The organism is Streptomyces xanthii, assembly GCF_014621695.1.
Lineage (GTDB): Bacteria > Actinomycetota > Actinomycetes > Streptomycetales > Streptomycetaceae > Streptomyces > Streptomyces xanthii.
Window position 1 is genome coordinate 1,306,483 of the sequence record NZ_CP061281.1, and the last position, 24,113, is coordinate 1,330,595.

General features: G+C 72.2%; 19 protein-coding genes. 14 read left to right on the forward strand and 5 right to left on the reverse strand.

What is annotated here, in order from left to right; all coding sequences use genetic code 11:
* Positions 1 to 5 precede the first annotated feature (5 nt).
* Positions 6 to 455, reverse strand: a complete 450-nt coding sequence (locus tag IAG42_RS06055; RefSeq protein ID WP_188335983.1) for a MarR family winged helix-turn-helix transcriptional regulator — start codon at positions 453 to 455, stop codon at positions 6 to 8.
* Between the two features lie 105 nt (positions 456 to 560).
* Here IAG42_RS06055 and IAG42_RS06060 point away from each other — a divergent pair, with 105 nt between their 5' ends.
* On the forward strand, positions 561 to 1,484 hold the full coding sequence (locus IAG42_RS06060; protein ID WP_188335984.1) for a quinone oxidoreductase family protein: 924 nt from the start codon (positions 561 to 563) through the stop codon (positions 1,482 to 1,484).
* A 418-nt stretch (positions 1,485 to 1,902) separates the two neighbouring features.
* The gene (locus tag IAG42_RS06065) at positions 1,903 to 3,135 is read left to right on the forward strand and encodes a hypothetical protein (protein WP_394811192.1); all 1,233 of its coding nucleotides are present in this window, start codon (positions 1,903 to 1,905) and stop codon (positions 3,133 to 3,135) included.
* Here IAG42_RS06065 and IAG42_RS06070 read toward each other — a convergent pair.
* Positions 3,071 to 4,150 carry a bile acid:sodium symporter family protein gene (locus IAG42_RS06070; RefSeq protein ID WP_188335986.1) on the reverse strand — a complete coding sequence of 360 codons (1,080 nt, stop codon included), beginning with the start codon at positions 4,148 to 4,150 and terminating at the stop codon, positions 3,071 to 3,073. The genes IAG42_RS06065 and IAG42_RS06070 overlap by 65 nt on opposite strands.
* A gap of 124 nt (positions 4,151 to 4,274) precedes the next feature.
* On the opposite strand from IAG42_RS06070, the gene IAG42_RS06075 reads away from it, so the two are divergent.
* The 6 genes from IAG42_RS06075 to IAG42_RS06100 all read left to right on the forward strand — a co-directional run bounded on the left by IAG42_RS06075 (position 4,275) and on the right by IAG42_RS06100 (position 13,020).
* On the forward strand, positions 4,275 to 5,120 hold the full coding sequence (locus IAG42_RS06075; RefSeq protein ID WP_188335987.1) for a LysR substrate-binding domain-containing protein: 846 nt from the start codon (positions 4,275 to 4,277) through the stop codon (positions 5,118 to 5,120).
* A gap of 335 nt (positions 5,121 to 5,455) precedes the next feature.
* Positions 5,456 to 7,282, forward strand: a complete 1,827-nt coding sequence (locus IAG42_RS06080) for an AMP-dependent synthetase/ligase (RefSeq protein WP_188335988.1) — start codon at positions 5,456 to 5,458, stop codon at positions 7,280 to 7,282.
* A 111-nt stretch (positions 7,283 to 7,393) separates the two neighbouring features.
* Positions 7,394 to 8,650 carry an ABC transporter substrate-binding protein gene (locus IAG42_RS06085; RefSeq protein WP_188335989.1) on the forward strand — a complete coding sequence of 419 codons (1,257 nt, stop codon included), beginning with the start codon at positions 7,394 to 7,396 and terminating at the stop codon, positions 8,648 to 8,650.
* Positions 8,651 to 8,662: 12 nt separating this feature from the next.
* Positions 8,663 to 11,323 (forward strand): ABC transporter permease subunit, encoded by a 2,661-nt coding sequence (locus tag IAG42_RS06090; protein ID WP_188335990.1) that lies wholly within the window; start codon positions 8,663 to 8,665, stop codon positions 11,321 to 11,323.
* The gene (locus IAG42_RS06095; protein WP_223205880.1) at positions 11,320 to 12,111 is read left to right on the forward strand and encodes an ABC transporter ATP-binding protein; all 792 of its coding nucleotides are present in this window, start codon (positions 11,320 to 11,322) and stop codon (positions 12,109 to 12,111) included. Before IAG42_RS06090 ends, IAG42_RS06095 begins: the two co-directional genes overlap by 4 nt.
* Positions 12,112 to 12,228: 117 nt before the next feature.
* A complete protein-coding gene (locus IAG42_RS06100; protein ID WP_223206363.1) occupies positions 12,229 to 13,020 on the forward strand; it encodes an aldo/keto reductase in 792 nt (263 codons plus the stop codon).
* Positions 13,021 to 13,329: 309 nt separating this feature from the next.
* On the opposite strand, the gene IAG42_RS06105 is transcribed toward IAG42_RS06100, so the two are convergent.
* Entirely contained in the window at positions 13,330 to 14,244 is a 915-nt protein-coding gene (locus IAG42_RS06105) for a class I SAM-dependent methyltransferase (protein WP_188341217.1), read from the reverse strand.
* A 406-nt stretch (positions 14,245 to 14,650) separates the two neighbouring features.
* Between IAG42_RS06105 and IAG42_RS06110 the strand changes: the two genes are divergently transcribed.
* On the forward strand, positions 14,651 to 15,637 hold the full coding sequence (locus IAG42_RS06110; RefSeq protein ID WP_188335992.1) for an aldo/keto reductase: 987 nt from the start codon (positions 14,651 to 14,653) through the stop codon (positions 15,635 to 15,637).
* Between the two features lie 60 nt (positions 15,638 to 15,697).
* On the opposite strand, the gene IAG42_RS06115 is transcribed toward IAG42_RS06110, so the two are convergent.
* Entirely contained in the window at positions 15,698 to 16,003 is a 306-nt protein-coding gene (locus tag IAG42_RS06115) for a 4a-hydroxytetrahydrobiopterin dehydratase (RefSeq protein ID WP_188335993.1), read from the reverse strand.
* A gap of 39 nt (positions 16,004 to 16,042) precedes the next feature.
* Here IAG42_RS06115 and IAG42_RS06120 point away from each other — a divergent pair, with 39 nt between their 5' ends.
* On the forward strand, positions 16,043 to 16,846 hold the full coding sequence (locus tag IAG42_RS06120) for a helix-turn-helix domain-containing protein (RefSeq protein ID WP_188335994.1): 804 nt from the start codon (positions 16,043 to 16,045) through the stop codon (positions 16,844 to 16,846).
* Here the strand turns inward: IAG42_RS06120 and IAG42_RS06125 are convergent.
* Positions 16,828 to 17,226: a hypothetical protein gene (locus IAG42_RS06125; RefSeq protein WP_188335995.1), complete on the reverse strand. Its 399-nt coding sequence runs from the start codon at positions 17,224 to 17,226 to the stop codon at positions 16,828 to 16,830. The genes IAG42_RS06120 and IAG42_RS06125 overlap by 19 nt on opposite strands.
* A gap of 232 nt (positions 17,227 to 17,458) precedes the next feature.
* Between IAG42_RS06125 and IAG42_RS06130 the strand changes: the two genes are divergently transcribed.
* From IAG42_RS06130 to narI, 4 genes are read left to right on the forward strand one after another with little or no spacing between them, the layout of a single operon-like run.
* Positions 17,459 to 21,148: a nitrate reductase subunit alpha gene (locus IAG42_RS06130; RefSeq protein WP_188335996.1), complete on the forward strand. Its 3,690-nt coding sequence runs from the start codon at positions 17,459 to 17,461 to the stop codon at positions 21,146 to 21,148.
* On the forward strand, positions 21,148 to 22,785 hold the full coding sequence (narH, locus tag IAG42_RS06135; RefSeq protein WP_223205881.1) for a nitrate reductase subunit beta: 1,638 nt from the start codon (positions 21,148 to 21,150) through the stop codon (positions 22,783 to 22,785). The genes IAG42_RS06130 and narH overlap by 1 nt, the downstream gene beginning before the upstream one ends.
* Positions 22,785 to 23,393, forward strand: coding sequence for a nitrate reductase molybdenum cofactor assembly chaperone (gene narJ / locus IAG42_RS06140; protein WP_188335997.1), 609 nt, complete (start codon positions 22,785 to 22,787; stop codon positions 23,391 to 23,393). Before narH ends, narJ begins: the two co-directional genes overlap by 1 nt.
* Entirely contained in the window at positions 23,390 to 24,112 is a 723-nt protein-coding gene (gene narI, locus IAG42_RS06145) for a respiratory nitrate reductase subunit gamma (protein ID WP_188335998.1), read from the forward strand. Before narJ ends, narI begins: the two co-directional genes overlap by 4 nt.
* The last annotated feature ends 1 nt before the right edge of the window (position 24,113 follow it).

The window sequence follows — 24,113 nt, forward strand, 5'->3', positions numbered from 1 at the left end:
CGTGCCTACCCGGACGTCCGCGTCGCCGTCTCCCCGGTGATCCGTCGCAGCATGTCCATGAAGGCCGCTCGCTCGTCCTCGCCGAGCGGGGCGAGGAGCGCGTCGTTCGCGGTGCGGGCGGCGCGGGCGCAGGTGGCGACGAGGCGGGTGCCGTCCTCGGTGGCGGTGACGGCGTTCTTGCGGCGGTCCCGCGGATCGGGGCGGCGTTCGACGAGCCCCGCCGCCTGGAGGTCGTTGAGCACGCCGACCATGTCCTTCGGGTCCAGCTGGACGCTGCGCACGAGATCGGCCTGCGCGACGGGCTGTTGATCGGCGACGGCGCACAGGACGACGTGGTGCCACATCTTCAGCCCGTGCTCGGCGAGCGCCTCGGCGACGAGGGCGCGGCCGCGGGCGGCGGCCCGGCCGAGCAGCCAGCTGGGCAGATCGCGGATGGTGCTCGGGGCGGCGTTCATGGACCCACCTTAACGAGAATTCGTTGGACTCCCCAATGAACTTCCCCTATCGTTGGTGCTCCCAATGAATGACGTCCCAGACCTGACCTGAGGCGGTGACGACGCATGCGTCGTGTCCGGTACGAGCACAGCGGCGGGCCCGAGGCCCTGTTCCTGGAGGAGGCGCCCGTCCCCGAGCCCGGTCCGGGTGAACTCCTCGTCCGTGCCGAGGCGATCGGCGTGACCCTGCCCGTCGTCCGCAAGGTCCGCGAGGCCCGGGAACCGATCCCGCTCGGCGGGGAGGTCGCGGGTGAGGTGGTGGCGGTCGGTCCCGGCGTGACGGAATACGGGGTCGGCGACCGGGTCACGGGCCTGGTGTTCGGGCACGGTTACGCGGAGTTCGCCGTGCTGCGGGCCGCCATGGCCTCGCCGGTGCCGGAGGGGGCGAGCGCCGTCACAGCGGTGGCCCTCGTCCGCAGCGGGCTGGTCGCGTACGGGGCCCTGCGGGCGGCGCGGCCGGAGCCGGGCGAGCGGGCGCTCGTGACAGCGGCGGCGAGCGGGGTCGGCCACCTGGCACTCCAACTGGCCCGGATCCAGGGGGCGTCGTGGATCACCGCGGCGGTCTCGGACGCGGGCAAGGGGGACTTCCTGCGCGGGCTCGGGGCGGACGCGGTGGTCACGTACGACGCGGAGTCCTGGGGCGAGCCGGCGGACTACGCGCTGGACGCGGTGGGCGGAACGCTGCTGAAGCCGGCCGTCGGGGCGCTGGGCGCGTACGGGCGGCTGGTGGCGTACAGCTCGGGGGGCGGGACGGTGGAGGCGTACGACCTGCTGCTCGGGGCGAAGTCGGTGACGGGCTTCCAGATGGCCCTGATCGCACGGGACCGCCCGGACCTGTACGAGTCCTGGCGCCAGGAGCTCTGGGATCTGCACCTGACGGGCCGTCTGACCCCGGCAGTACATGCCGAGTTCCCCCTGACCGAGGCGGCGCGCGCCCACACCTTGATCGAGTCACGGGGCAACTCGGGCAAGGTGGTACTGGTGCCTTAGGGCGGCAAATCCCCGGGGACGAGCAGCGACTCCGTCGCGGGCGCGAGGCTGTACTCACACTCAGCGACTCCGTCGCGGGCGCGAACAACTGACCCCTGAGGCGCACGAAGTGCGCCTTCCAGGGGCGCGGGGAACTGCGCGAGCAACCACGACGGCGCGGCACCCGGCGACGATGTCCAACCCCCGCGGCGGCGACGCTCTGGCGGAGGCCGCCCGAACCGCGCAACCCGCGCCGGGCTGCCGCCCGAGGCCGGGCGCCGGGCCGACGCCCCCGGAGGGGGCGGGTGGGTGGGATCGGGGCGCGGGCAGACGTACCCCAGGGTCGGATACCCGGGGCGGGCGCGCTCTGGGTACACGAGGCAGGCGCCCCCGGGGATGGGGTGCCCAATGCAGGGCGGAGCCACTAGCGTTGCCGTGTGTGACGGGAGAGGCAACGGCGCGGGCTCGGGTGGCGGTGACGCTGATCGCCGCAGCCGTGTTGCTCGGCGGACTGATCGCATGGCTCGGGGAACGGCCCGAGGACACCGTGGACGGCGCCCGCTCCTGCGAAGGGCGAGGCATCGCCTCATGGCGGGAAGAGGCCACGCTGACCGGGGAGTTCGCCCGGTACGGGGACGATCCGGCCCGGGGCGACGACTGGTCGGGCGGGGACGGGACGCACTCCGTGCGGCTTCCGGACGGGCGGACCCTGTGGCTGTTCTCGGACACGTTCCTGGGCGCGGTGCACGCGCCGCCCAACGCCGCCGGGGAGCCGTACTCCTGGCGGGACCCGAGCGCCCCCTTCGTGCGGAACTCGGCCGTCGTCATGACCCCGGCCCGCGCCGTCGAGCGGACCCTCCCCGCCCCTTTCTTCCCCGACACCGGCGTGGGCGAGTGGCGCTGGCCCGTGTCCGCGCGGGTCGAACCGCGGGCGCCGGGATCGCGCGAGAAGGTCGTCCGAGTGCTCCTGTGGACGCGGGCCGAGGGACCGGGACCGTACGTCTACGGCGTGCCGGCGGCGACCGAGCTGGCCACCCTGTCGCTCCCGGACCTGCGCCTGACCGGCATCACGCAGGTGCTGGACCAGCGGCGGACTGCCGACCCCGCGCGCCGCGTCCTGTTCGGCACGGCCGCCGTCGACGCGGGCCCCTGGACGTACGTGTTCGGCGCGGACGACGGCCAGGCCCCGGCCCACCGGGCCTACGCGGCGCGGGTCCCGCGCGGCCGGCTCGGTGACGTACGGGCCTGGGAGTACTGGGACGGCGAGCGCTGGCGGGCCGACGGGCGGCGTCTCGCGCCGGTGCTCGGCGACGGGCGGCGCCGCGGCGTGGGCAGCGCGTTCACGGTCGTCCGGGACACCGGGACGTACGTGCTGTTCACGATGGCGGCGGGTCCGGCGGGCCTGCGGACGATCACCTCCTACTGGTCCTGCTCCCCCACCGGACCCTGGCACGGGCCCGCGCGGGGCTTCACGCCGCCACTGCCGGACGCGACGGTCGCCGCGTACAACCCGCAGGCGCACCCGGCGCTCGGCGCCGGGGGCCGCGTCGTGCTCAGCTACGACGTGAACCGGCTCGACGCGGCGCCGGGCGCCGGGCAGGCGGAGCTCAACGCGAACGTGTCGCGGTACCGGCCGCGGTTCGTGTCGGTCCGGCTGGGGCCGACGGGCTGAGCCCGGGGCGCCCGGATCCCTGGCCGTCCCCGGTGGTCCGGGGCTCCTCGGGGTCGTGCGAGCGCCGCTTGGCGATCACGGCGCAGACCATGAGCTGCATCTGGTGGAACAGCATCAGCGGCAGCACGGCGAGCGAGGCGTGCGCGCCGAACAGCACGGTCGCCATGGGCAGTCCGGAGGCGAGGGACTTCTTCGACCCGGCGAACTGGATCGCGATGCGGTCGGCGCGGCCGAAGCCGAGCGCCTTCGCCCCGTACCAGGTCACGGCCAGCATCACGGCGAGGAGCACCGCCTCGACGGCGAGGAGTCCGGCCAGGCGCACGGCGCTGACCTGGTGCCAGATGCCCTGGACCATGCCCTCGCTGAACGCGGTGTAGACGACGAGGAGGATCGAGCCGCGGTCGACGTAGCCGAGGACCTTCTTGTGGCGGGTGATGAACCCGCCGACCCAGCGCCGCAGCAACTGGCCCGCCACGAACGGCACGAGCAGCTGGAGCACGATCTTGACGACGGAGTCCGCGGAGAAGCCGCCGCCGGTGCCGCCGAGCAGCGCCGCGGCGAGGAGCGGGGTGAGCACGATGCCGGCGAGCGAGGAGAAGGAGCCCGCGCAGATGGCGGCCGGCACGTTGCCGCGCGCGATCGACGTGAACGCGATCGAGGACTGGATGGTGGAGGGGACGAGGGTCAGGAAGAGGAGTCCCTCGTAGAGGTTCTGCGGCAGGAGCACCGGGACGAGTCCGCGGGCGGCCAGGCCGAGCAGCGGGAACAGCACGAAGGTGCAGGCGAGGACGGTGACGTGCAGGCGCCAGTGGCGCAGTCCGTCGAGGGCCTCGCGGGTGGAGAGCCGGGCCCCGTACAGGAAGAAGAGGAAGGCGACGGCCGCGGTGGAGGCGCCGGACGCCACATCGGCCGCGCCGCCTCGGGCGGGCAGGAGCGCGGCGACGCCGACCGTCGCGATCAACGCCAGGATGTACGGGTCGATCGGCATCCAGGACGGCCAGGTCAGGCGTTTCATCGGTTCCTTGCTCTCGGTTCAGGTCGTGCCCTCTCCATGGTCCCCCTCAGGACTGTGATCGGGAATCCTGCATACCGCTCTGACTGTCATCACGGTGTGCGATGGCCGGAGGTACTGTGGCGGAATGTACGACCCGGGGCAGTTGAGGACGTTTCTGGCCGTCGCGCAGACGCTGAGCTTCACGCAGGCGGCGCGCCGGCTCGGGCTTCGCCAGTCGACGGTGAGCCAGCACGTGCGGCGCCTGGAGGACGCGACGGGCCGCACCCTGTTCACACGGGACACGCACTCCGTGGAGCTGACGGAGGACGGGGAGGCGATGCTGGGCTTCGCGCGCCGGATCCTGGAGGTGCACGAGCAGGCGACGTCCTTCTTCACGGGGACGCGGCTGCGCGGTCGCCTGCGGTTCGGGGCGTCGGAGGACTTCGTGCTGACGCGGCTGCCGGAGATCCTGGAGGCCTTCCGCGTCGAGCATCCCGAGGTCGATCTGGAGCTGACGGTCGAGCTGTCGGGGACGCTGCACGAGCAGCTGGACGCGGGCCGGCTGGACCTGGTGCTCGCCAAGCGGCGCCCGCAGGACCCGCGGGGCACCCCGGTGTGGCGGGACCGGCTGGTGTGGATCGGTTCGGAGCGGCTGCGGCTCGATCCGGAGCGTCCGGTGCCGCTGATCGTGTATCCGCCGCCGGGGATCTCGCGGGCCCTGGCCATGGAGGCGCTGGAGCGGCACGGCCGGGCCTGGCGGATCGCGTGCACGAGCGGTTCGCTGAACGGGCTCGTGGCGGCGGCCCGGGCCGGCCTCGGCGTGATGGCCCACTCGCGCGGACTGGTGCCGCCGGGCCTGGTGCGGGCCCCGGAGCGGGCCGGGCTGCCGGAGCTCGGCGAGGTCGACTTCGTCCTGCGCGGCACCAAGGAGGAGGGGCCCGCGCGGGCCCTGGGCGCGGCGATCCTCGCGGGCGGCGACCGGCTGCGCTGAAACCCGGTCCGCCCGACCGGCTGCTTCATGATCTTCGACCTGGTACTGTCCTGCCGACCCGTAGCGGAACTGACCACTCCGTCCAAAAACGGGGGTGAACGGGCCGGGGTGCCGTCTCCGTACAGATTCGGTGGAGACCCGTGAAGGCGCCCGGGAGATTGCGGCACCGAACTTACTGAAGCGTAAGTAATCTGTCCCGCGCCTTCCCTTGTAGCCCCATTTAAATGGCTGACCTGTGCATATTCCGCGTGTCCGGGAACGCGGGCACCCCCTCCCGCCCGACCGCGCGGTCCGGTACCGTCACCGACGCTGTGCGGAGCGCCACAAGGAGCAACATGCGCGAGATCACCACCCCTGCCCTGGCGTCGGCGCCGCCGGTGGGCGGCCTGGCCGACGCCGTGTTCGACCGCGCCCTGGACGATCCGGGGCACATCGCCCTGGGCCGCAAGGACGCCGCGGGCCAGTGGCACGACGTCACCCAGGCCCGGTTCCGCGACGAGGTCCTCGCGCTGGCCAAGGGCCTGCTCGCCCAGGGCATCCGGTTCGGCGACCGCGTCGCCATCATGTCCCGCACGCGCTACGAGTGGACCCTGTTCGACTTCGCGCTGTGGAGCATCGGCGCCCAGGTCGTCCCGGTGTACCCGACCTCGTCCGCCGAGCAGGTCTTCTGGATGATGTACGACGCCCAGGTGACGGCGGCGATCGTGGAGCACGAGGACCACGCGATGACGATCGCGACGGTCATCGACCGGCTCCCGCACCTGCGCCGGCTGTGGCAGCTGGACGGCGGCGCGGTCGACGAGGTCGCCGCGTCGGGCACCCACATCGACGACGAGACGGTGCACCGGCACCGCCGCGCGGTCACCCCCGAGTCCGTCGCCACCGTCATCTACACCTCGGGCACGACGGGCCGCCCCAAGGGCTGTGTGATCTCGCACGGCAACTTCATGTTCGAGGCGGACACGGTCATCGAGCGCTGGGAGCCGGTCTTCGCCTCGAAGCGCGAACGCATCCCCTCCACCCTGCTCTTCCTGCCGCTCGCGCACGTCTTCGGCCGGATGGTGCAGGTCGCGGCGGTGCGCGGCGGGGTCAAGCTCGGCCACCAGCCACAGCTCAACGCGGCGGCCCTCCTCCCCGACCTCCAGGCCTTCAAGCCCACCTTCATCCTCGCGGTGCCGTACATCTTCGAGAAGGTGTTCAACGCGGCCCGCCGCAAGGCGGAGAAGGAGGGCCGCGCGGGCGCGTTCGACAAGGCCGTGGAGTGCGCGGTCAAGTACGCGGACGCCCAGGAGGCCAAGGCCTTCGGGACCGGCCCCGGCCCCTCCGCGTCGCTGCGCATGCAGCACTCCCTGTTCGACAAGCTCGTCTACTCCAAGGTCCGCGAGGCGATGGGCGGGCGCGTGCGGCACGCGATGTCCGGCGGCTCGGGCATGGACCGCCGGCTCGGCCTGTTCTTCGCGGGCGCCGGGGTCGCGATCTACGAGGGCTACGGGCTGACCGAGTCGACGGCCGCGGCCACCGCGAACCCGCCCGAGCAGACCCGCTACGGCACCGTCGGCAAGGCCATCCCCGGCACCACCGTGCACATCGCGGACGACGGCGAGGTCTGGCTCTACGGGGGCAACGTCTTCCAGGGCTACCTCAACGACCCCAAGGCCACCGACGCCACGCTGCACGACGGCTGGCTCGCCACCGGCGACCTGGGCGCGCTCGACGAGGACGGCTATCTGACCATCACCGGCCGCAAGAAGGAGATCCTCGTGACCTCCGGCGGCAAGAGCGTCTCGCCGCAGCAGCTCGAGGAGCGGGTGCGCGACCATCCGCTGGTCGCGCAGTGCATCGTCGTCGGCAACGACCGCCCCTACATCGCGGCGCTCGTCACCCTGGACTCCGAGGCCGTCGAGCACTGGCTCGGCATGCGCCACAAGCAGCCGATGAGCCCGGCGGAGCTGGTGCGCGACCCGGATCTGGAGATGGAGGTGCGGCGCGCCGTCGTCGCCGCCAACACCCTGGTCTCGCAGGCCGAGTCGATCCGCACCTTCCGGATCCTGGCCCACCAGTTCACCGAGGAGCACGGGCTGCTCACGCCCTCGCTGAAGCTGAAGCGGAAGGCGATCGAGACGGTGTACTCGGCCGAGGTGGAGGCCCTCTACCACGCATGATGACGGGAAACCACGGTTACTGACGGTTCATCATTTTTCGATGCGTCAGTTATTGACGGTTCATCAGGTCGCCCACAGAATCACCCTCACTCCGACGGAGGGGGCTCGACCGTGTCGCGACCGATCCGCGCCATCACCGCCACCGTGGCCGCACTTCTGCTCGCCACCGCCTGCAACTCCACCGCCACGAACGACTCCCCCGACGGCAAGGGGGGTTCCGCGCGCGGGGTGAGCGACGACAGCATCAAGGTCGGCGGCATCGTCTCCATGACGACCGCGAGCGGCTACAGCAAGAAGGACACCGACCTGGGCGCGAAGGCCCGCTTCGCGCGCGCCAACGCCGAGGGCGGGGTCAACGGCCGCAAGATCGACTATCTGGGCGCCGAGGACGACGGCCAGGACCCGGCGAAGAACCTCGCCGCGGCCCGCAAACTCGTCCAGCAGGACAAGGTCTTCGCCATCGCGCCGATGAGCTCGGTGACCTTCTCCGGCGCCGACTTCCTGCAGAAGCAGCGTGTCCCCACCTTCGGCTGGGGCACCCTGCCGTCCTTCTGCGGGCCCACCTACATCTACGGATTCAGCGGCTGCCTCGTCCCGATGCCCGGCGGCACCATCTCGCAGACCTGGCCCGAGGGCCTCAAGGACGTCACGGGCGGGTCCGAGGGCAGGACCGTGGCGATCCTCGCCAACGACAACGACGCCGGCACCTTCGCCATCCGCACCTACAAGCAGTCCTTCGCGTCCGCCGGCTACAAGGTCACCTACGCCAAGGCCGCCGTGCCCGCGACCTCCGTGCCGAGCGACTGGTCCGCGTACACCAAGGAGATGCTGCGCAGCGACGGCGGCAAGGCGCCCGACGCGGTCGTCTCCGTGATGCAGACGCCGTACAACATCGGCCTGTTCACGGCGGTCAAGCGCACCGGGTTCAAGGGCGTGCTCACCGACCCGACCGACTACGACCCGGGGCTGCTGTCCAAGAGCGCGACCCGGCAGGCGCTCGACGGGGTGCACGTCCTGCTGTCCTTCGAGCCCTTCGAGTCGGCGACGGCGGACATGAAGCAGTTCAAGGCCGACATCAAGAAGGCGGCGGGCGGCAAGGACGTGCCGCTCAACATGCACATGCTGACGGGTTACATGTCGGCGGACCTCTTCCTCGCCATCGCCGAGAAGGCCGGCAAGGACCTCACCGTCGCCTCCTTCCAGCAGGCCGCGAAGGGCTTCTCCGACACGAAGACGCTCGTCGGCGACCGGCAACTGCCGCGCGGCCAGAAGGAGTCCTTCGGCTGCGGCGCGCTCGTACAGCTCAAGGACGGCAAGTACCGGGTGTCGTCCCCCTTCGAGTGCTATCCGCCGATCCCGTTCAAGTAGGAGGGCCCCGGCATGGCTGACCTGCTCGCCTTCGTCCTCAGCGGGCTGGTGTCGGGCGCCCTGTACGCGCTGCTCGCCACCGGGCTCGTCCTGTCCTACACCGCGTCCGGGCTGTTCAACTTCGCGCACGGCGCCACCGCCTACGTGTGCGCGCTCGGCTTCTACGAACTGCACTCGGGATTCGGCTGGCCCGCGGTGCCCACAGCGCTGCTCCTCGTCCTCGTGGTGGCACCGCTGATCGGCTGGGGCCTGGACCGCCTGATGTTCCGCAAACTGGCGCGGGTCGGCGAGACCGCGCAGATCGTCGCCACGATCGGGCTCCTCGTGGCGCTGCCCGCGCTCGGCCTGTGGCTGGTCGAACTGCTCGACGGCCTGGGCGCGCCCGTGAAGCCCGCGGAGAACCAGTTCGGGCTGCCCGGCGTCGGACCGAGCCCGGCGAAGAACTGGCAGATCCTGGACGGGGTCGGCATCGACTCCGACCAGCTCATCACCTGGGTCACGACCGCCGTCGTCGCGCTCGGCCTGTGGATCCTGCTGCGCCGCACGGCGCTCGGTCTGCGGCTGCGCGCCGTGGTCGACGACCGCTCCCTGGTCGAACTGCGCGGGCTGAGCGCCGACCGGCTGTCGTCGGTCGCGTGGATGCTGTCGTCCGGGCTCGCCGGGCTCGCGGGCGTGCTCGCGACTCCCCTGCTCGGTCTGTCCGCGCACGACTTCACCCTGTTCCTGTTCGTGTCGGCGACCGCCGCCGTGCTCGGCCGCTTCATGTCGATCCCGCTCGCCTTCACGGGCGGGCTCGGCCTCGGCGTGCTGCAGAACCTGGTGGCGGGATACGCGTCGTTCGCCGAGAAGATCACCGGGTTCCGCACCGCCGTGCCGTTCCTCATCCTGTTCGCCGGACTGCTGCTGCTCACGCGGCGGCAGCGGACGGCCGGGACGGCGGCCACGGACGTGCCGCCGGTGGACTATCTGGCGGGGCGTCCCTGGCCGCGCCGCTGGGGTCCGTGGACGGTCGCCGGGCTGCTGCTCGGGATCGCCTTCTACACGGTGACCACCCCGTTCTGGAGCGGCATCCTCGCGCAGGGGCTCGCGATCTCCCTCGTCTTCATGTCGTTCACCGTCGTGACCGGGCTCGGCGCGATGGTCTCGCTGGCGCAGGCCACGTTCGTGACGGGCGCCGCGCTGGTGGCCGGACTGCTGATGAGTCACGGCTGGCCCTTCCTCGGGGCCGCGCTCGTCGGCACCTGCGCGGCGGCCGTCCTCGGCGCGCTGGTGGCGCTGCCCGCGCTGCGGCTCGGCGGCCGCTCCCTCGCGCTCGCCACCCTCGCCCTGGCGTTCCTCGCCGACCAAGTCCTGTTCCAGACGGGCTGGTTGAGGAACGGTGACACCGGCTGGGAGATCCCGCGCGCCGCGTTCGGGCCCGTCGACCTCGGCGACGACCGGGCGATGGGCGTGGCCATGCTCGTCCTGTGCGCGGCGGCCGTGGCCGGGCTCAGCGCGCTGCGCGGCTCGCGGACCGGGCGGGCGATGCTCGCGGTGCGCTCGGCGCCTGCCGCCGCGATGGCCTCCGGCGTCTCCGTCGTCCGTACGAAACTGCTCCTGTTCACGCTGTCCGCCGGGCTCGCGGGCTTCGGCGGCGTGATGTACGCGTCGTACAACACGCGTATCACCGCGACCGACTTCACCGCGATGACCGGCCTGATCTGGCTCGCCGTGGTCGTCGCCGCCGGGGTGCGGCGGCCCCAGTTCGCGGTGGTCGCGGGGCTGACCTTCGCGGTGGTGCCGCATCTGCTGGCGGACTACGTCACCGAGTCGGCGCAACTGCCGGTGATCCTGTTCGGCCTGGCGGGGCTCGCGCTCGCCAACGACCCGGACGGATACTGCGCGGCGTTCTCCGTGCGCCGCCACCGGCGTGCGGCCGCGTCCGCCCACCCCGAGCCGGCCCACGAGCCGGGCCCCGCGGACCCGGACGCCGCGCTCCAGCTCACCGGGGTGCACGCCGGATACGACGGCGCGCCGGTCCTCCAGGGTGTCGACCTGACCGTGCGGCCCGGCGAGATCGTCGCGCTGCTCGGGCCGAACGGCGCGGGCAAGTCGACGGCGTGCAAGGTCGCGGCCGGACTCATGACACCGGTGCACGGCGAGGTCCACGCGGCCGGACGCGCCGCCGGCGGGGAGGGTGCCGTGCGCCGGGCCCGCTCCGGAATCGTGCTCGCACCCGAGGGCCGGGGCGTCTTCCCGTCGCTCACCGTCGACGAGAACCTCGCCCTGCGCCTGCCGGCGAGGACGGACCGCGCGGCCGTGTACGAGCGGTTCACGGCGCTCGCGGCCCGGCGTGCCGTCCCGGCCGGATCGCTGTCCGGCGGCGAGCAGCAACTCCTGGCCCTGGCACCGCTGTTGCACCGTCCGCCGCGCGTGCTCATCGCGGACGAGCCCTCGCTCGGGCTCGCGCCGCGGGTCGTCGACGAGGTGTACCGGCTGCTCGCGGAGCTGCGTGACGCGGGCACGGGCCTGCTGCTCGTCGAGGAGAAGGCGTCGGAGATCCTCGGCGTCGCGGACACCGTCGCGTACCTCGCGCAGGGGCGGGTCACGTGGTGCGGGCCGCGCGACCAGGTCGAGGAGCAGCGGCTGACGGACGCGTACCTGGGGATCGCGGAGGAGGCGGAGAAGGCATGAGCGGCACGAGTGGCCCGAGCGGCATGAGTGGCACGAGTGTGCTCCGGGCCGAGGGCGTCGGCGTGCGGTTCGGCGGGGTGCGGGCCCTGGACGGGGTCGGGCTGCGGCTCGCGGCGGGCGAGGTGTGCGGCCTGATCGGGCCCAACGGGGCGGGCAAGACGACCCTGTTCGACGTCCTGTCGGGGATCCGGCGGCCGGACGCGGGCCGGGTCCTGCTCGACGGGGCCGAGGTCACGCGGCGCTCGCCGGTGTGGCGGGCGCGGCACGGGATGCGGCGCACGTTCCAGCGCCGGCAGCTGTTCGGTCAGCTGACCGTCGCCGACAACCTGCTCGTCGCGCAGGAGTCGCGGCGCGGCGGCGCGGACGCCGGGCGGGCCGCTGAACTGCTGCGCGCCTGCGGCCTGGAGGCGCTGTCCGGCACGTACGCGGGCACGCTGCCGGTCGGGCAGGCGCGGATGGTGGAGCTGGCGCGGGCCGCCGCCGACCGGCCCCGGGTTCTGCTCCTCGACGAACCGGCGTCCGGGATGACGGCCGACGAGCGGGAGCGGCTCGCCGCCGTGGTGCGCGTCCTCGCCGCGGACGGCTGCGCGGTGCTGCTGGTGGAGCACAACGTGGCGTTCGTGATGGAGCTGTGCTCGCGGGTCGTGGTGCTCGACCTGGGGCGGGTGCTCGCCGAGGGCACCCCGGCCGAGGTGCGCGCGGACGCACGCGTCCGGGAGGCGTATCTGGGCACCCGGGACCCCGCGCGGACGGCGCCGGATGCCCAAGGAATGCGCGGACGCGCGTGATCGTTGACGATGGGAGTACGCGGCGCGGACCTCCGCGCGCCTCTGAAGACCAGACGACCTAAGGACCGACACCTCGTGAGCAAGGTTCCCCCGATCATCCTGAACAACGGCGTCGAGATGCCCCAGCTCGGCTTCGGCGTGTGGCAGGTGCCGGACGACGAGGCCGAGAAGGCGGTCGCGACGGCCCTGGAGGCCGGGTACCGCAGCATCGACACCGCCGCGATCTACGGCAACGAGGAGGGCACGGGCCGCGCCATCGCGGCGTCGGGCGTGCCCCGCGAGGACCTCTTCGTCACGACGAAGCTGTGGAACGCCGACCAGGGCCACGACGCGACGCTCCGCGCGTTCGACGCGTCGCTGGCCAAGCTGGGCCTCGACCACGTGGACCTGTACCTGATCCACTGGCCGCTGCCGTCCAAGGGCCTGTACGTGGAGACGTACAAGGCGCTGGAGAAGATCTACGCGGACGGGCGGGCGCGCGCCATCGGTGTGTCGAACTTCCTGCCCGAGCACCTCGACCGGCTGACCGACGAGACGAACGTGATCCCGGCCGTCAACCAGATCGAGCTGCACCCGCAGCTGCAGCAGCGGGTCGCCCGCGAGCGGCACGGGGAGCTGGGCATCGCGACCGAGGCCTGGTCGCCGCTCGGTTCCGGCAAGGGCCTCCTGGAGGTCCCGGCGATCATCGCGATCGCGCAGAAGCACGGCCGTACGCCCGCGCAGGTCGTGCTCCGCTGGCACGTCCAGACGGGCAACGTGGTGATCCCCAAGTCCGTGACCCCGTCGCGGATCAAGGAGAACATCGACGTGTTCAGCTTCGAGCTGGACGCCGAGGACCTCGGCGCGATCAGCGCGCTCAACGAGGACCGGCGCCTGGGCCCGGACCCCGCCACGTTCGACGTCGCCTGAGCGGCACACACGAAGAGGCCCGGACCGGTACACGGTCCGGGCCTCCGGCACGTCCGGGCGCCGCCGGCCCTCCCCCAGCCCACCCGGGAAGCCGGACCTCCGCTCAGCCCGGCCGGGAAACCGGACCTCCGCTCAGCCCGGCCGGGAAACCGGACTTCCGCTCAGCCCGCCCGGGCAAGCCAGACCTCCACTCAGCCCGCCCGGGCAAGCCGGACCTCCCCAGCCCACCCGGGGCCGCCGGACCTCCGCTCAGCCCGTCCGGGCAAGCCGGACCTCCGCTCAGCCCGTCCGGGCAAGCCAGGACTCCGGTCAGGCCTCCTTCACGGCCGTGTGGACCGTGTGCGCCGTCAGCAGGAACAGGTCCTCGCGGCGGTGCAGGCTCTGCGGGTCCTCCGGGTCGAGCAGCCGGTCGACCACGGCGGCGTCCTCGGCCGGGGCACTCTGCGGGAGCGAGTCGCGGCGGCGGCGCCACAGCTCGACGACCAGCTCGCGCGCCCGGGGGTCGAGCGGCGCCGGCAGGTCGAGCAGGAAGGTGCGGGAGGCCGGGCGCACGAGGCCCGCGTCCGTGAGCAGCCCCGCCCAGTCCTCGGTGTCGGCCTTGGAGTCCGGCACGGCCGCGCGCATGTCCGCGAACCACTCCTCCTCCAGGGCGTCCATCCGGGTCTGCAGCCCGGCCCGGCCCATCCCGAAGTCGCGCGGCAGGCTGCGCCAGGGCAGTCCGCCCTCGATCAGCGCGAGGGTGCCGCCGGGGGCGAGCCGGCCGGCCAGCGCGGCGATCGCGGCCCGCTGGTCACCCACGTGGTGCAGGGAGCGGGCCGCCCACATCAGGTCGGCGGCCGGCAGCTCGTCCAGCGCGTGCGGCAGCTCGACGCGCAGGGTGCTCACGCGGTCGGCGAGACCCTCGCGCGCCGCCCGCTCGGCGGCGCGGGCGAGCAGTCCCTCCTCGGGGTCCGCGGCGACGACCTTCGCCTGCGGGAACTCCTCGGCGAGCCGGCAGGAGACGACGCCGGGGCCGCTGCCCACGTCGACGATCACCCCGGTGCCGCCCGGTCGCGTCCCGCGCAGCCACGCCATGGCCTGGGTGTACAGAGGGGCGTAGACCTCCGCGTTGCGCTCCAGGTGCGGGATCATGGCGACCCAGTCCGGATGCGTACTGTCGTGCCCGCCATGTCCGTGGTCCTGGTGCACGTGCTGATGCCCGTGCTGGTGCCGGCCCTCTGCCATGCGCGCGTCGCCGCCTTCCTCGCTCACCGGTCTCGTCCCGCCCAGCGTGCGCCGCACGCCCGGTCAGGGCAAGCGCGTTTGCCGAGTGAGCAAATCCGAGGCCCGGGAGGCCGGGGACCGGTGCCGGGTGCCTGGCCGCGAGGCGCGCCTGATCGGGGAAATGCCGCCCGCAGGGCGTGCATTTCAGGGGCGCGAGGAACGGCGCGCTCAGCCACGACGCTGGTGTCACCCGGCGACGAATCCCGCGCCCCACAACGGCGGCACCCCCGGGACTCCGCCCCGGCCCCCGCTCCTCAATCGCCGGAGAGGCTTGACAGGCGCTTGACTTCGAGTGTGCTCCAACGCGTTGACTCCTGTCCGTCGCCCGGCGCGCAGCAGGCCGCCGGGCCCGGCGAGGGGGCACCGCATGAAGTACCGCACGATCGGCACCGACCCGGCGAACCGGCTCGAGGTGAGCGTGCTCAGTCTGGGCGCCATGCTGTTCGGCACGGCGACCGACGAGCGGACCGCGTTCGCGCTCCTCGACCGGTACGTGGAGGCGGGCGGCACGTTCGTCGACACGTCGAACACGTACGCCTACTGGTTCCACGACACGGTGGGCGGCGAGAGCGAGACCGTGCTGGGCAACTGGCGGCGCAGCCGGGGCGTCGGGGACGAGGTCGTCGTCGCGACGAAGGTGGGGGCGGCGCCGCGCAAGGCCGGGACCGGGTTCGTCGACAACCGCGAGGGCCTGTCGGGACCCACGATCCGGGCGGCCGTCGAGGGCAGCAGGAAGCGGCTGGGGCTGGACCGACTCCCCGTGCTCTACGCCCATGTGCCGGACCCCGAGACCGAACTCGCCGAGACCGTGCGGGAGTTCGGGGCGCTCGTCGGGGAGGGCACGGTCGGACTGCTCGGGGTGTCCAACCACTGGGCGTGGCAGGTGGAGCGCTGCCGGGCGATCGCGCGGGCCGAGGGGCTGCCCGGGTACGAGCTGCTCCAGTACCAGCACAGCTATCTGCGGCACCGCACCGATCTGCCCAGCCCGCTCTCCCCGGACGGCGAACTCGGCACGGCCGATGGCAATCTGCTGAGCATGGTGCGCGCGGAGCGCGATCTGACGCTGGTCGCGTACTCGCCGCTGCTCTCGGGCGGCTACGTGCGCGAGGACAAGCCGCTCGGTCCCGGGCACGACCACGGCAGCCGCGACGCCCGGCTCGCCGCGCTGCGCGAGGTCGCGAAGGAGACGGGGGCGACGGTGAACCAGGTGGTGCTCGCCTGGCTGATCGGCGCCGAGGTCCCGGCGATCCCGCTGGTCGGGGCGTCGTCGGTGGCCCAGCTGGAGGAGAGCCTCGCGGCGGTCGACCTGGAGCTGACCGAGGATCAGCGGGCGCGGCTCGCGGCGGCCGGCTGAGCGGGGCCGGGGCGGGCCGGGCCCGGGGCGGGCCCGGGGCGGGCCCGGCCGCGCGCGCGGTCAGCTCGCCTGGTGGCCGGGGGCCAGCGCCTCCACCCTGCGGGCCAGCTCGAAGTCCTTCTCGGTGACGGCGCCGCCCGCGTCGTGCGAGTTCACGGCGAGGGCGACCGTGTTGTAGCCGAGGGTGAGGTCGGAGTGGTGGTTCAGCTCCTCCTGGGTCTGGGCGATGTGCACGACGAGGGCGGTCGCCGCGAAGTGCGAGCCCAGGCGGTAGGTACGGGTGATCTTGGCACCGTCGAGCGACCAGCCGGGCAGCTCGGTGAGACGGTCCTCGATCTCCTTCTGGGAGAGCGGTTCTGTAGCCATGGCTCCAGCCTGCCACCGCGACCGGGTTACGGTCGTGTCATGACGACTGCGGCGCGCAAGAACACGTCAGAAGTGGGCCGTCTGCTGCGGGGGTGGCGGGAGCAGCGGCGGGTCAGTCAACTGGAGCTCGCGCTGCGGGCGGACTCCTCGGCGCGGCACATCAGTTTCGTGGAGACGGGGCGGTCCCGGCCGAGCGAGGAGCTGATCCTGCGGCTCGCGGATCACCTCGACGTGCCGGTGCGGGAGCGCAACGCGCTGCTTCTGGCGGCCGGTTACGCCCCGCGCTTCACCGAGACCTCCCTGGACGACCCGTCGCTCGGCGCGCTGCGCGAGGGTCTGGAGCGGCTGCTGCGCGGGTACGAGCCGTACCCCGCGTTCGTCGTCGACGCGACCTACAACGTCGTCGCGGCGAACAACGGGATCGCCCTGCTGATGGAGTCCCTGCCCGAGCACCTGCTGGCCCCGCCGCTCAACGCGATGCGGCTGACCCTGCACCCGGAGGGGCTCGCCCCGCGCATCCGCAACCTCCGCGAGTGGCGCGGGCACCTGCTCGCCCAGATGGAGCGCCAGATCGCGCTGTCCCGCTCCGAGCCGCTGCGGGAGCTGTACGAGGAGGTGGCGGCGTATCCGGTGCCCGAGGACGCGGGGCAGGAGCCCGATGAACCGGTGCCGTACTTCGCGCTGCCGATGGTGATCGAGCACGACGGCCACGTCCTGTCGTTCGTGGCCTCGATCTCCACGTTCAACACCCCGATGGACGTGACCGTCGCCGAGCTCGCCATCGAGACCCTTCTCCCGGCGGACCCGGCGACGGTGAAGTACCTTCAGGCGGCCGCGGGCTGAGAGCGCGCCGTCGCGGCGCGCAGCGCGAGGTGCTGCAGCACGGCGAGCGTCCCGACGGCGAGGGCCTGCGCCACGACCCACACGGCACCGGCCGTGCTCGGCTCCAGCCAGAAGGCCAGGGCGACCAGGCTGGCCGCCGTCCAGGCCAGGTTGATCTCGACGACGGCGCGGGTGCCCGCGACGGGCGGACGTCTGCGCGCGGCGAGGGCGGCGACGCCCAGGGCGTAGACGACGAGGACGGCACCGAGCGTGAGCAGGAGCCCCGGGTCGAGCCCGAGGAAGTCTCCCAGCGGGGTGGCGGCGGCGACGTAGGCGAGGCCGTTGGCTCCCGTGACGGCGGCGTCGGCGATGAGCAGGGGGCGGATCTTCTGCGGTGTCATGCCCCCAGCCTCTGCCTCCGGCGGGTGCGGGTCGATTACCTCCGGGGTCATGCGCCTCAGGACGAGGTCGGGCTGGTTCGTTGGCGGGTGCGGGTCCGGTGGGGGCTGACGTCACAGCCCCCACCGGACCCGCACCCGGCGACCGGACGCACACCCGTACGGACCAGCCCGGTCGTGCGCCCGGCGGACGCCGCTTAGCGTCCGAGGGACGGATGACGAGGGAGCACAGACGGTGACTGCTGACACGACGGGGACCCCCACCGAACCGGCCGCCGCGCTGCTCCGCGCCGGCCGGTTCTTCCGGCGGGGCACGGCCGCCCCCGACCTGCACAGCGTGCGGATCAAGGGCGGCCGGGACGGGGACGTCTTCTACCGGGACCGTTGGAGCCACGACAAGGTCGTGAACTCGACCCACGGGGTGAACTGCACCGGCTCGTGCCGGTGGAAGGTGTACGTCAAGGACGGCATCATCACGTGGGAGACCCAGCAGACGGACTATCCGAGCGTGGGCCCGGACCGGCCGGAGTACGAGCCGCGCGGCTGCCCCCGGGGCGCCGCGTTCTCCTGGTACACGTACTCGCCGACCCGCGTGCGCTACCCGTACATCAGGGGCGTGCTCCTGGAGATGTACCGGGAGGCGAAGGCGCGGCTGAAGGACCCGGTCGAGGCGTGGGCCGACATCCAGGGGGATCCGGAGCGCCGCTGCAGGTACCAACTGGCGCGCGGCAAGGGCGGGTTGGTGCGGGCCACCTGGGACGAGGCCGTGGAGATCGTCGCTGCGGCGCACGTGCACACCATCAAGGCGTACGGGCCCGACCGCGTCGCCGGCTTCTCCCCCATCCCCGCGATGTCGATGGTGTCGCACGCGGCCGGGGCCCGGTTCATGTCGCTGATCGGCGCGCCGATGCTGTCGTTCTACGACTGGTACGCCGACCTGCCCGTCGCCTCGCCGCAGGTGTTCGGCGACCAGACCGACGTCCCCGAGTCGGGCGACTGGTGGGACGCCGCGTATCTGATGATGTGGGGCTCGAACGTCCCGGTGACGCGCACGCCGGACGCCCACTGGATGGCGGAGGCCCGCTATCGCGGCCAGAAGGTCGTCGTCGTGGCGCCGGACTACGCCGACAACGCGAAGTTCGCCGACGAGTGGCTGCACCCGCACCCGGGCACGGACGGCGCGCTCGCCCTGGCCATGGGGCACGTGATCCTCAAGGAGTTCTTCGTCGACCGGCGGACGCCGTTCTTCACGGACTACGTGAAGAAGTTCACCGACCTGCCGTTCCTGGTGACGCTGGAGCAGCGGGACGGCGCGTTCGTCCCGTCGAAGTTCCTGCGCGCCGCCGACCTCGGGCAGGGGGGCGAGGGCGCCGACTGGAAGACGGCGGTGCTCGACGAGACGACCGGGCAGCCGGTGGTGCCGAACGGCTCGCTGGGCTTTCGCTGGACGGAGTCCGGCAAGGGCAAGTGGAACCTCGAACTGGGCAGCATCAGTCCCCAGTTGAGCCTGCACGGCTCCGACGTCGCGGCCGGCGTCGAGGTGCTCCTGCCCCGCTTCGACACGGACGGCGGCGAGCACGGCCAGGGCTCCGCGGACACCGTGCGGCGCGGCGTCCCGGCGACCCGGCTCGGCGGCCAGGGCGGCCCGCTGGTCACGACGGTGTTCGACCTGCTGCTCGCCCAGTACGGCGTGGGCCGCGAGGGTCTTCCGGGGCAGTGGCCGTCCTCGTACGAGGACGGGGACACGCCGGGCACCCCGGGCTGGCAGGAGGCGCTCACCTCGGTGCCGGCGGCGAAGTGCGTGAAGATCGCCCGGGAGTTCGCGGCGACGGCCGAGAAGTCGCGCGGGCGCTGCATGATCCTCATGGGCGCCGGCACCAACCACTGGTTCCACTCGGAGACCATCTACCGGGGCTTTCTGGCTCTGCTCCAGCTCACCGGCTGCCAGGGCAGGAACGGCGGCGGCTGGGCGCACTACGTCGGCCAGGAGAAGTGCCGTCCGTCGACCGGCTGGGCCTCGCTGGCCTCGGCGAACGACTGGTCGCGGCCGCCCCGGCAGATGATCGGCGCCGCGTACTGGTTCCTCAACGCCGACCAGTGGCGCTACGACCGCTTCGGCGCGGACGTGCTCGCCTCACCGCTCGGCAACGGCGCGTTCAAGGGCATGACCGGCGCCGACTGCCTTGCGCTGTCGGCCCGTTCGGGATGGATGCCCTCGTACCCGACCTTCGACCGCAACCCGCTGGAGCTGGGCGAGCAGAGCGTCGAGGAGACGGTCGGCCAGCTCAAAGCGGGCACGCTGAAGTTCGCCTGCGAGGACCCGGACGCGCCGGAGAACTGGCCGCGCGTGCTGACGCTGTGGCGGGCGAACCTGCTGGGCTCGTCCGCGAAGGGCGCCGAGTACTTCACCAAGCACCTCCTCGGCACCCAGTCCTCGCTGCGCGCCGAGGAGGCCTCGCCCGCACAGCGGCCCTCCACGGTGACCTGGCGGGACGAGGCCCCGGAGGGCAAGCTCGACCTGCTGCTCTCGCTCGACTTCCGGCAGACGTCCTCGACGCTGCTCTCCGACGTCGTGCTGCCCGCCGCGACCTGGTACGAGAAGCACGACCTGTCGTCGACGGACATGCACCCCTACGTCCACTCGTTCACCCCGGCCGTGGACCCGCCCTGGCAGGCCCGCACCGACTTCGACACGTTCAAGGCGCTCGCGGAGAAGCTGAGCGAGCTGGCCGCCGGCCATCTCGGCGTGCGCAAGGACCTGGTGGCGGCGCCGCTCCAGCACGACACCCCGGGCGAGATCGCGCAGCCGGGCGGGGTCGTCCTGGACTGGCGCAAGGGTGAGTGCGAGCCGGTGCCCGGCAAGACGCTGCCGAACCTGGTCGTGGTCGAGCGGGACTACACGGCGATCGGCGCGAAGTTCGCCGCGCTCGGCCCGCTGGTCGAGAAGCTCGGCCTGCCCGCGAAGGGCATCGCGCTCCACCCCGACCAGGAGGTCGAGGAGCTGCGCGAGCGCAACGGCACGGTGCGCGGCGGCCCGGCCGACGGCCGCCCGGCGCTCGACACGGCGGTCAAGGCGGCGAACACGATCCTCGCCCTGTCAGGCACCACCAACGGCCGGCTCGCCACGCAGGGCTTCCACACCCTGGAGGCGCGCACCGGCCAGGAGATGGCGCATCTGGCCGCCGAACACGAGGGCAAGCGGATCACGTACGCGGACACGCAGGCCGCGCCGGTGCCGGTGATCACCTCGCCGGAGTGGTCGGGGAGCGAGTCGGGCGGCCGCCGCTACACCGCGTTCACCCTCAACACCGAGCACCTCAAGCCCTGGCACACCCTCACGGGCCGCCAGCAGTTCTTCCTCGACCACGACTGGATGCACGAGCTGGGCGAGGCCCTGCCCGTGTACCGGCCGCCGCTCGACATGAACCGGCTGTTCGGCGAGCCGCGCCTGGGTCCGGACGGCGAGAAGGAGGTGACGGTCCGCTACCTCACCCCGCACAACAAGTGGTCGATCCACTCCGAGTACCAGGACAACCTGTTCATGCTCGCCCTGTCGCGCGGCGGCCAGTCGATCTGGATGGCGCCGCAGGACGCGGACGCGATCGGCGTGAAGGACAACGACTGGATCGAGGCGGTGAACCGCAACGGCGTCGTCGTCGCCCGCGCGATCGTCTCGCACCGCATGCCGGCCGGCACCGTCTACATGCACCACGCGCAGGAACGCACCGTCAACGTCCCCAAGGCGGAGGCGAGCGGCAAGCGCGGCGGCATCCACAACTCGCTGACCCGGCTGATCCTCAAGCCGTCCCATCTCATCGGCGGATACGCCCAGTTGTCGTGGGCGTTCAACTACCTCGGCCCGACGGGCAACCAGCGCGACGAGGTCACGGTCATCCGTCGCCGCTCCCAGGAGGTTCAGTACTGATGCCCCGTGACGGAGTCACCATCGGACGCTGCATGGCTCAGATCGCGATGGTCATGAACCTCGACAAGTGCATCGGCTGCCACACCTGCTCGGTCACCTGCAAGCAGGCGTGGACCAACCGCAACGGCATGGAGTACGTCTGGTTCAACAACGTGGAGACCCGGCCCGGCCAGGGCTATCCGCGCCGCTACGAGGACCAGGACAAGTGGCGCGGCGGCTGGGAGCTGAACAAGAAGGGCGCCCTGAAGCTGAAGGGCGGCGGCCGGCTGCGCAAGCTCGCGGGCATCTTCTCCAACCCGAAGCTGCCCGAGATCAAGGACTACTACGAGCCCTGGACGTACGACTACAAGAACCTCACCGACGCCCCGCTCGGCGACGACTACCCGGTGGCGCAGCCGCGTTCGCAGATCACCGGCAAGCCGATGAAGATCGAGTGGTCCTCGAACTGGGACGACAACCTGGGCGGCGCCCCGCAGTACGGCGACCTCGACCCGATGGTCCAGAAGACCCGGGAGAAGGCCGCGGAGAAGGTGAAGTTCGCGTTCGAGCAGACCTTCATGTTCTACCTGCCGCGCATCTGCGAGCACTGCCTCAACCCGTCGTGCGTGGCGTCCTGCCCGTCCGGCGCCATGTACAAGCGCGCGGAGGACGGCATCGTCCTGGTCGACCAGGACCACTGCCGGGGCTGGCGCATGTGCGTGACCGGCTGCCCGTACAAGAAGGTGTACTTCAACCACCGCACCGGCAAGGCCGAGAAGTGCACGATGTGCTACCCGCGCGTCGAGGTGGGCCTGCCCACGGTCTGCTCGGAGACGTGCGTGGGCCGCCTGCGCTATCTCGGGGTGATCCTCTACGACGCCGACAAGGTGACGGCGGCCGCCGAGACGAAGGACGACAAGGCGCTGTACGAGGCCCAGCTGGACGTGTTCCTGGACCCGGACGACCCGGCGGTGCGGCGGGCCGCCGAGGAGGCGGGCATCCCCTTCGACTGGATGGAGGCGGCGCGCCGCTCCCCCGTGCACGCGCTGATCAGCAAGTACAAGGTGGCGCTCCCGCTGCATCCGGAGTACCGGACGATGCCCATGGTCTGGTACATCCCGCCGCTGTCCCCGGTCGTCGACGCGCTCACCGAGACCGGCCACGACGGCGAGGACCACGCGAACCTGTTCGGCGCCATCGACACGCTGCGCATCCCGCTCGAGTACCTGGCGGAGATCTTCACGGCCGGTGACGTCGGCCCGGTGCGGGCGTCCCTGGAGAAGCTCGCCGCGATGCGCTCGCACATGCGGGCGGTCAACCTCGGGGACCGGCCGGAGCAGGCGATCGCGGAGTCGGTCGGCATGTCGGGCGCCGAGATCGAGGAGATGTACCGGCTGCTCGCGATCGCCAAGTACGAGGACCGGTACGTGATCCCGACGGCGGCGGTCGGCGACGCGCAGCGCCTGGAGGAGTCGGCGCTGCCGGACTCCTGCTCGCTCGACTACGAGGACGGGCCGGGGATGGGCGGCGAGGGCCCGTTCGGCGGCGACTCCGGGAACACCACGACGGGCGGCCGCAAGCTGCTGCCCGTCGTCTCCGTGGAGAACTTCCATCTGACGAAACGCCGTCAGACCGCCGACCAGCAGGAAGAGGCCTGATGACCGACCGCACCGCGCTGCTGTACCAGGCGGCGGCGCTCTGTCTCACGTATCCGGACGAGGAGCTGTACGGCCGGCTGCCGCTCGTGCGCGCGGCGGCCCCGGCGCTCGCCCCGTTCGTGGACCACGCCGAGGCGACGCCCCCTCAGGAGCTGGCCGAGCACTACGTACGGGTCTTCGACTTCAAGAACCGGCACAGCCTGTATCTGACGTGGTGGCGGGACGGGGACACGCGCCGGCGCGGGATGTCCCTTGTCCGCATGAAGGAGATCTACCGGGAGCACGGCATGGAGTTCACGGGCGAGGAGCTGCCCGACTTCCTGCCGGCGGTCCTGGAGTTCTCGGCGCAGGCCGGGCCGTTCCTCCTGGAGGAGCACCGCAGCGGCCTCGAACTGCTGCGGATCGCGCTGAGCGACCACGGCACCCCGTACGCGGCGGTCCTCGACGCGGTCTGCGCCACGCTGCCGGGGCCCTCCCCCAAGGACCGGGCCGCGGCGCTCGCGCTGGCCCGCTCGGGTCCGCCGCGCGAGGACGTCGGCCTCGAACCCTTCGGCTTCCGCCCGGAGCTCGGCGAACTGCCGCTGCTGGTGAAGGAGCACGCCCCGTGACCACCCTGATCTGGGGCGTCCTGCCCTACGTCGCCTTCGTCCTGCTGGTCGCGGGCACGATCTGGCGCTACCGCTACGACAAGTTCGGCTGGACCACCCGCTCCTCGCAGGTCTACGAGTCGAAGCTGCTGAACATCGCCTCGCCGGTCTTCCACTACGGCATCCTGTTCGTCCTCGTCGGCCATCTCGTCGGCCTGTTCGTCCCGATGTCGTGGACGCAGAACGTGGGCGTCAGCGAGCACACGTACCACCTGTTCTCCCTGATCGGCGGCACGTTCGCGGGCGCCTTGACGGTGTGCGGGATCTTCCTGCTGGTGTACCGGCGGCGCACGAAGGCCCCCGTCTTCAAGGCGACCACCCGCAACGACAAGCTCATGTACGTGTTCCTGCTCGGCGCGATCGTGCTCGGGATGGTCGCCAAGCTCACGCACGCCTCCGGCGACGGCTACAACTACCGCGAGACGATCGGCCCGTGGGCCCGCAGCCTGTTCACCCTGAGCCCGGACACGGGCCTGATGGACGGCGTGCCGGTGCTCTACCGGATCCACGCTGTAGTAGGCATGTCACTCATCGCGCTGGTACCGTTCACCCGGCTCGTGCATATGTTCAGCGCGCCGGTGCAGTACCTGTTCCGACCGTACGTGGTCTACCGCAGCCGCGACCCGCGGCGCCTGGCCGCGCGGCCGGAGCGACGGGGGTGGGAGCGCACCGGATCGTAGC

Coding starts and splice junctions, on each gene's coding strand:
- IAG42_RS06055 (WP_188335983.1), bottom strand. CDS start 455: ATGAACGCCGCCCCGAGCACCATCCGCGATCTGCCCAGCTGGCTGCTC.
- IAG42_RS06060 (WP_188335984.1), top strand. CDS start 561: ATGCGTCGTGTCCGGTACGAGCACAGCGGCGGGCCCGAGGCCCTGTTC.
- IAG42_RS06070 (WP_188335986.1), bottom strand. CDS start 4,150: ATGAAACGCCTGACCTGGCCGTCCTGGATGCCGATCGACCCGTACATC.
- IAG42_RS06075 (WP_188335987.1), top strand. CDS start 4,275: ATGTACGACCCGGGGCAGTTGAGGACGTTTCTGGCCGTCGCGCAGACG.
- IAG42_RS06080 (WP_188335988.1), top strand. CDS start 5,456: ATGCGCGAGATCACCACCCCTGCCCTGGCGTCGGCGCCGCCGGTGGGC.
- IAG42_RS06090 (WP_188335990.1), top strand. CDS start 8,663: ATGGCTGACCTGCTCGCCTTCGTCCTCAGCGGGCTGGTGTCGGGCGCC.
- IAG42_RS06095 (WP_223205880.1), top strand. CDS start 11,320: ATGAGCGGCACGAGTGGCCCGAGCGGCATGAGTGGCACGAGTGTGCTC.
- IAG42_RS06100 (WP_223206363.1), top strand. CDS start 12,229: ATGCCCCAGCTCGGCTTCGGCGTGTGGCAGGTGCCGGACGACGAGGCC.
- IAG42_RS06105 (WP_188341217.1), bottom strand. CDS start 14,244: ATGGCAGAGGGCCGGCACCAGCACGGGCATCAGCACGTGCACCAGGAC.
- IAG42_RS06110 (WP_188335992.1), top strand. CDS start 14,651: ATGAAGTACCGCACGATCGGCACCGACCCGGCGAACCGGCTCGAGGTG.
- IAG42_RS06115 (WP_188335993.1), bottom strand. CDS start 16,003: ATGGCTACAGAACCGCTCTCCCAGAAGGAGATCGAGGACCGTCTCACC.
- IAG42_RS06120 (WP_188335994.1), top strand. CDS start 16,043: ATGACGACTGCGGCGCGCAAGAACACGTCAGAAGTGGGCCGTCTGCTG.
- IAG42_RS06125 (WP_188335995.1), bottom strand. CDS start 17,226: ATGACACCGCAGAAGATCCGCCCCCTGCTCATCGCCGACGCCGCCGTC.
- narH (WP_223205881.1), top strand. CDS start 21,148: ATGCCCCGTGACGGAGTCACCATCGGACGCTGCATGGCTCAGATCGCG.
- narJ (WP_188335997.1), top strand. CDS start 22,785: ATGACCGACCGCACCGCGCTGCTGTACCAGGCGGCGGCGCTCTGTCTC.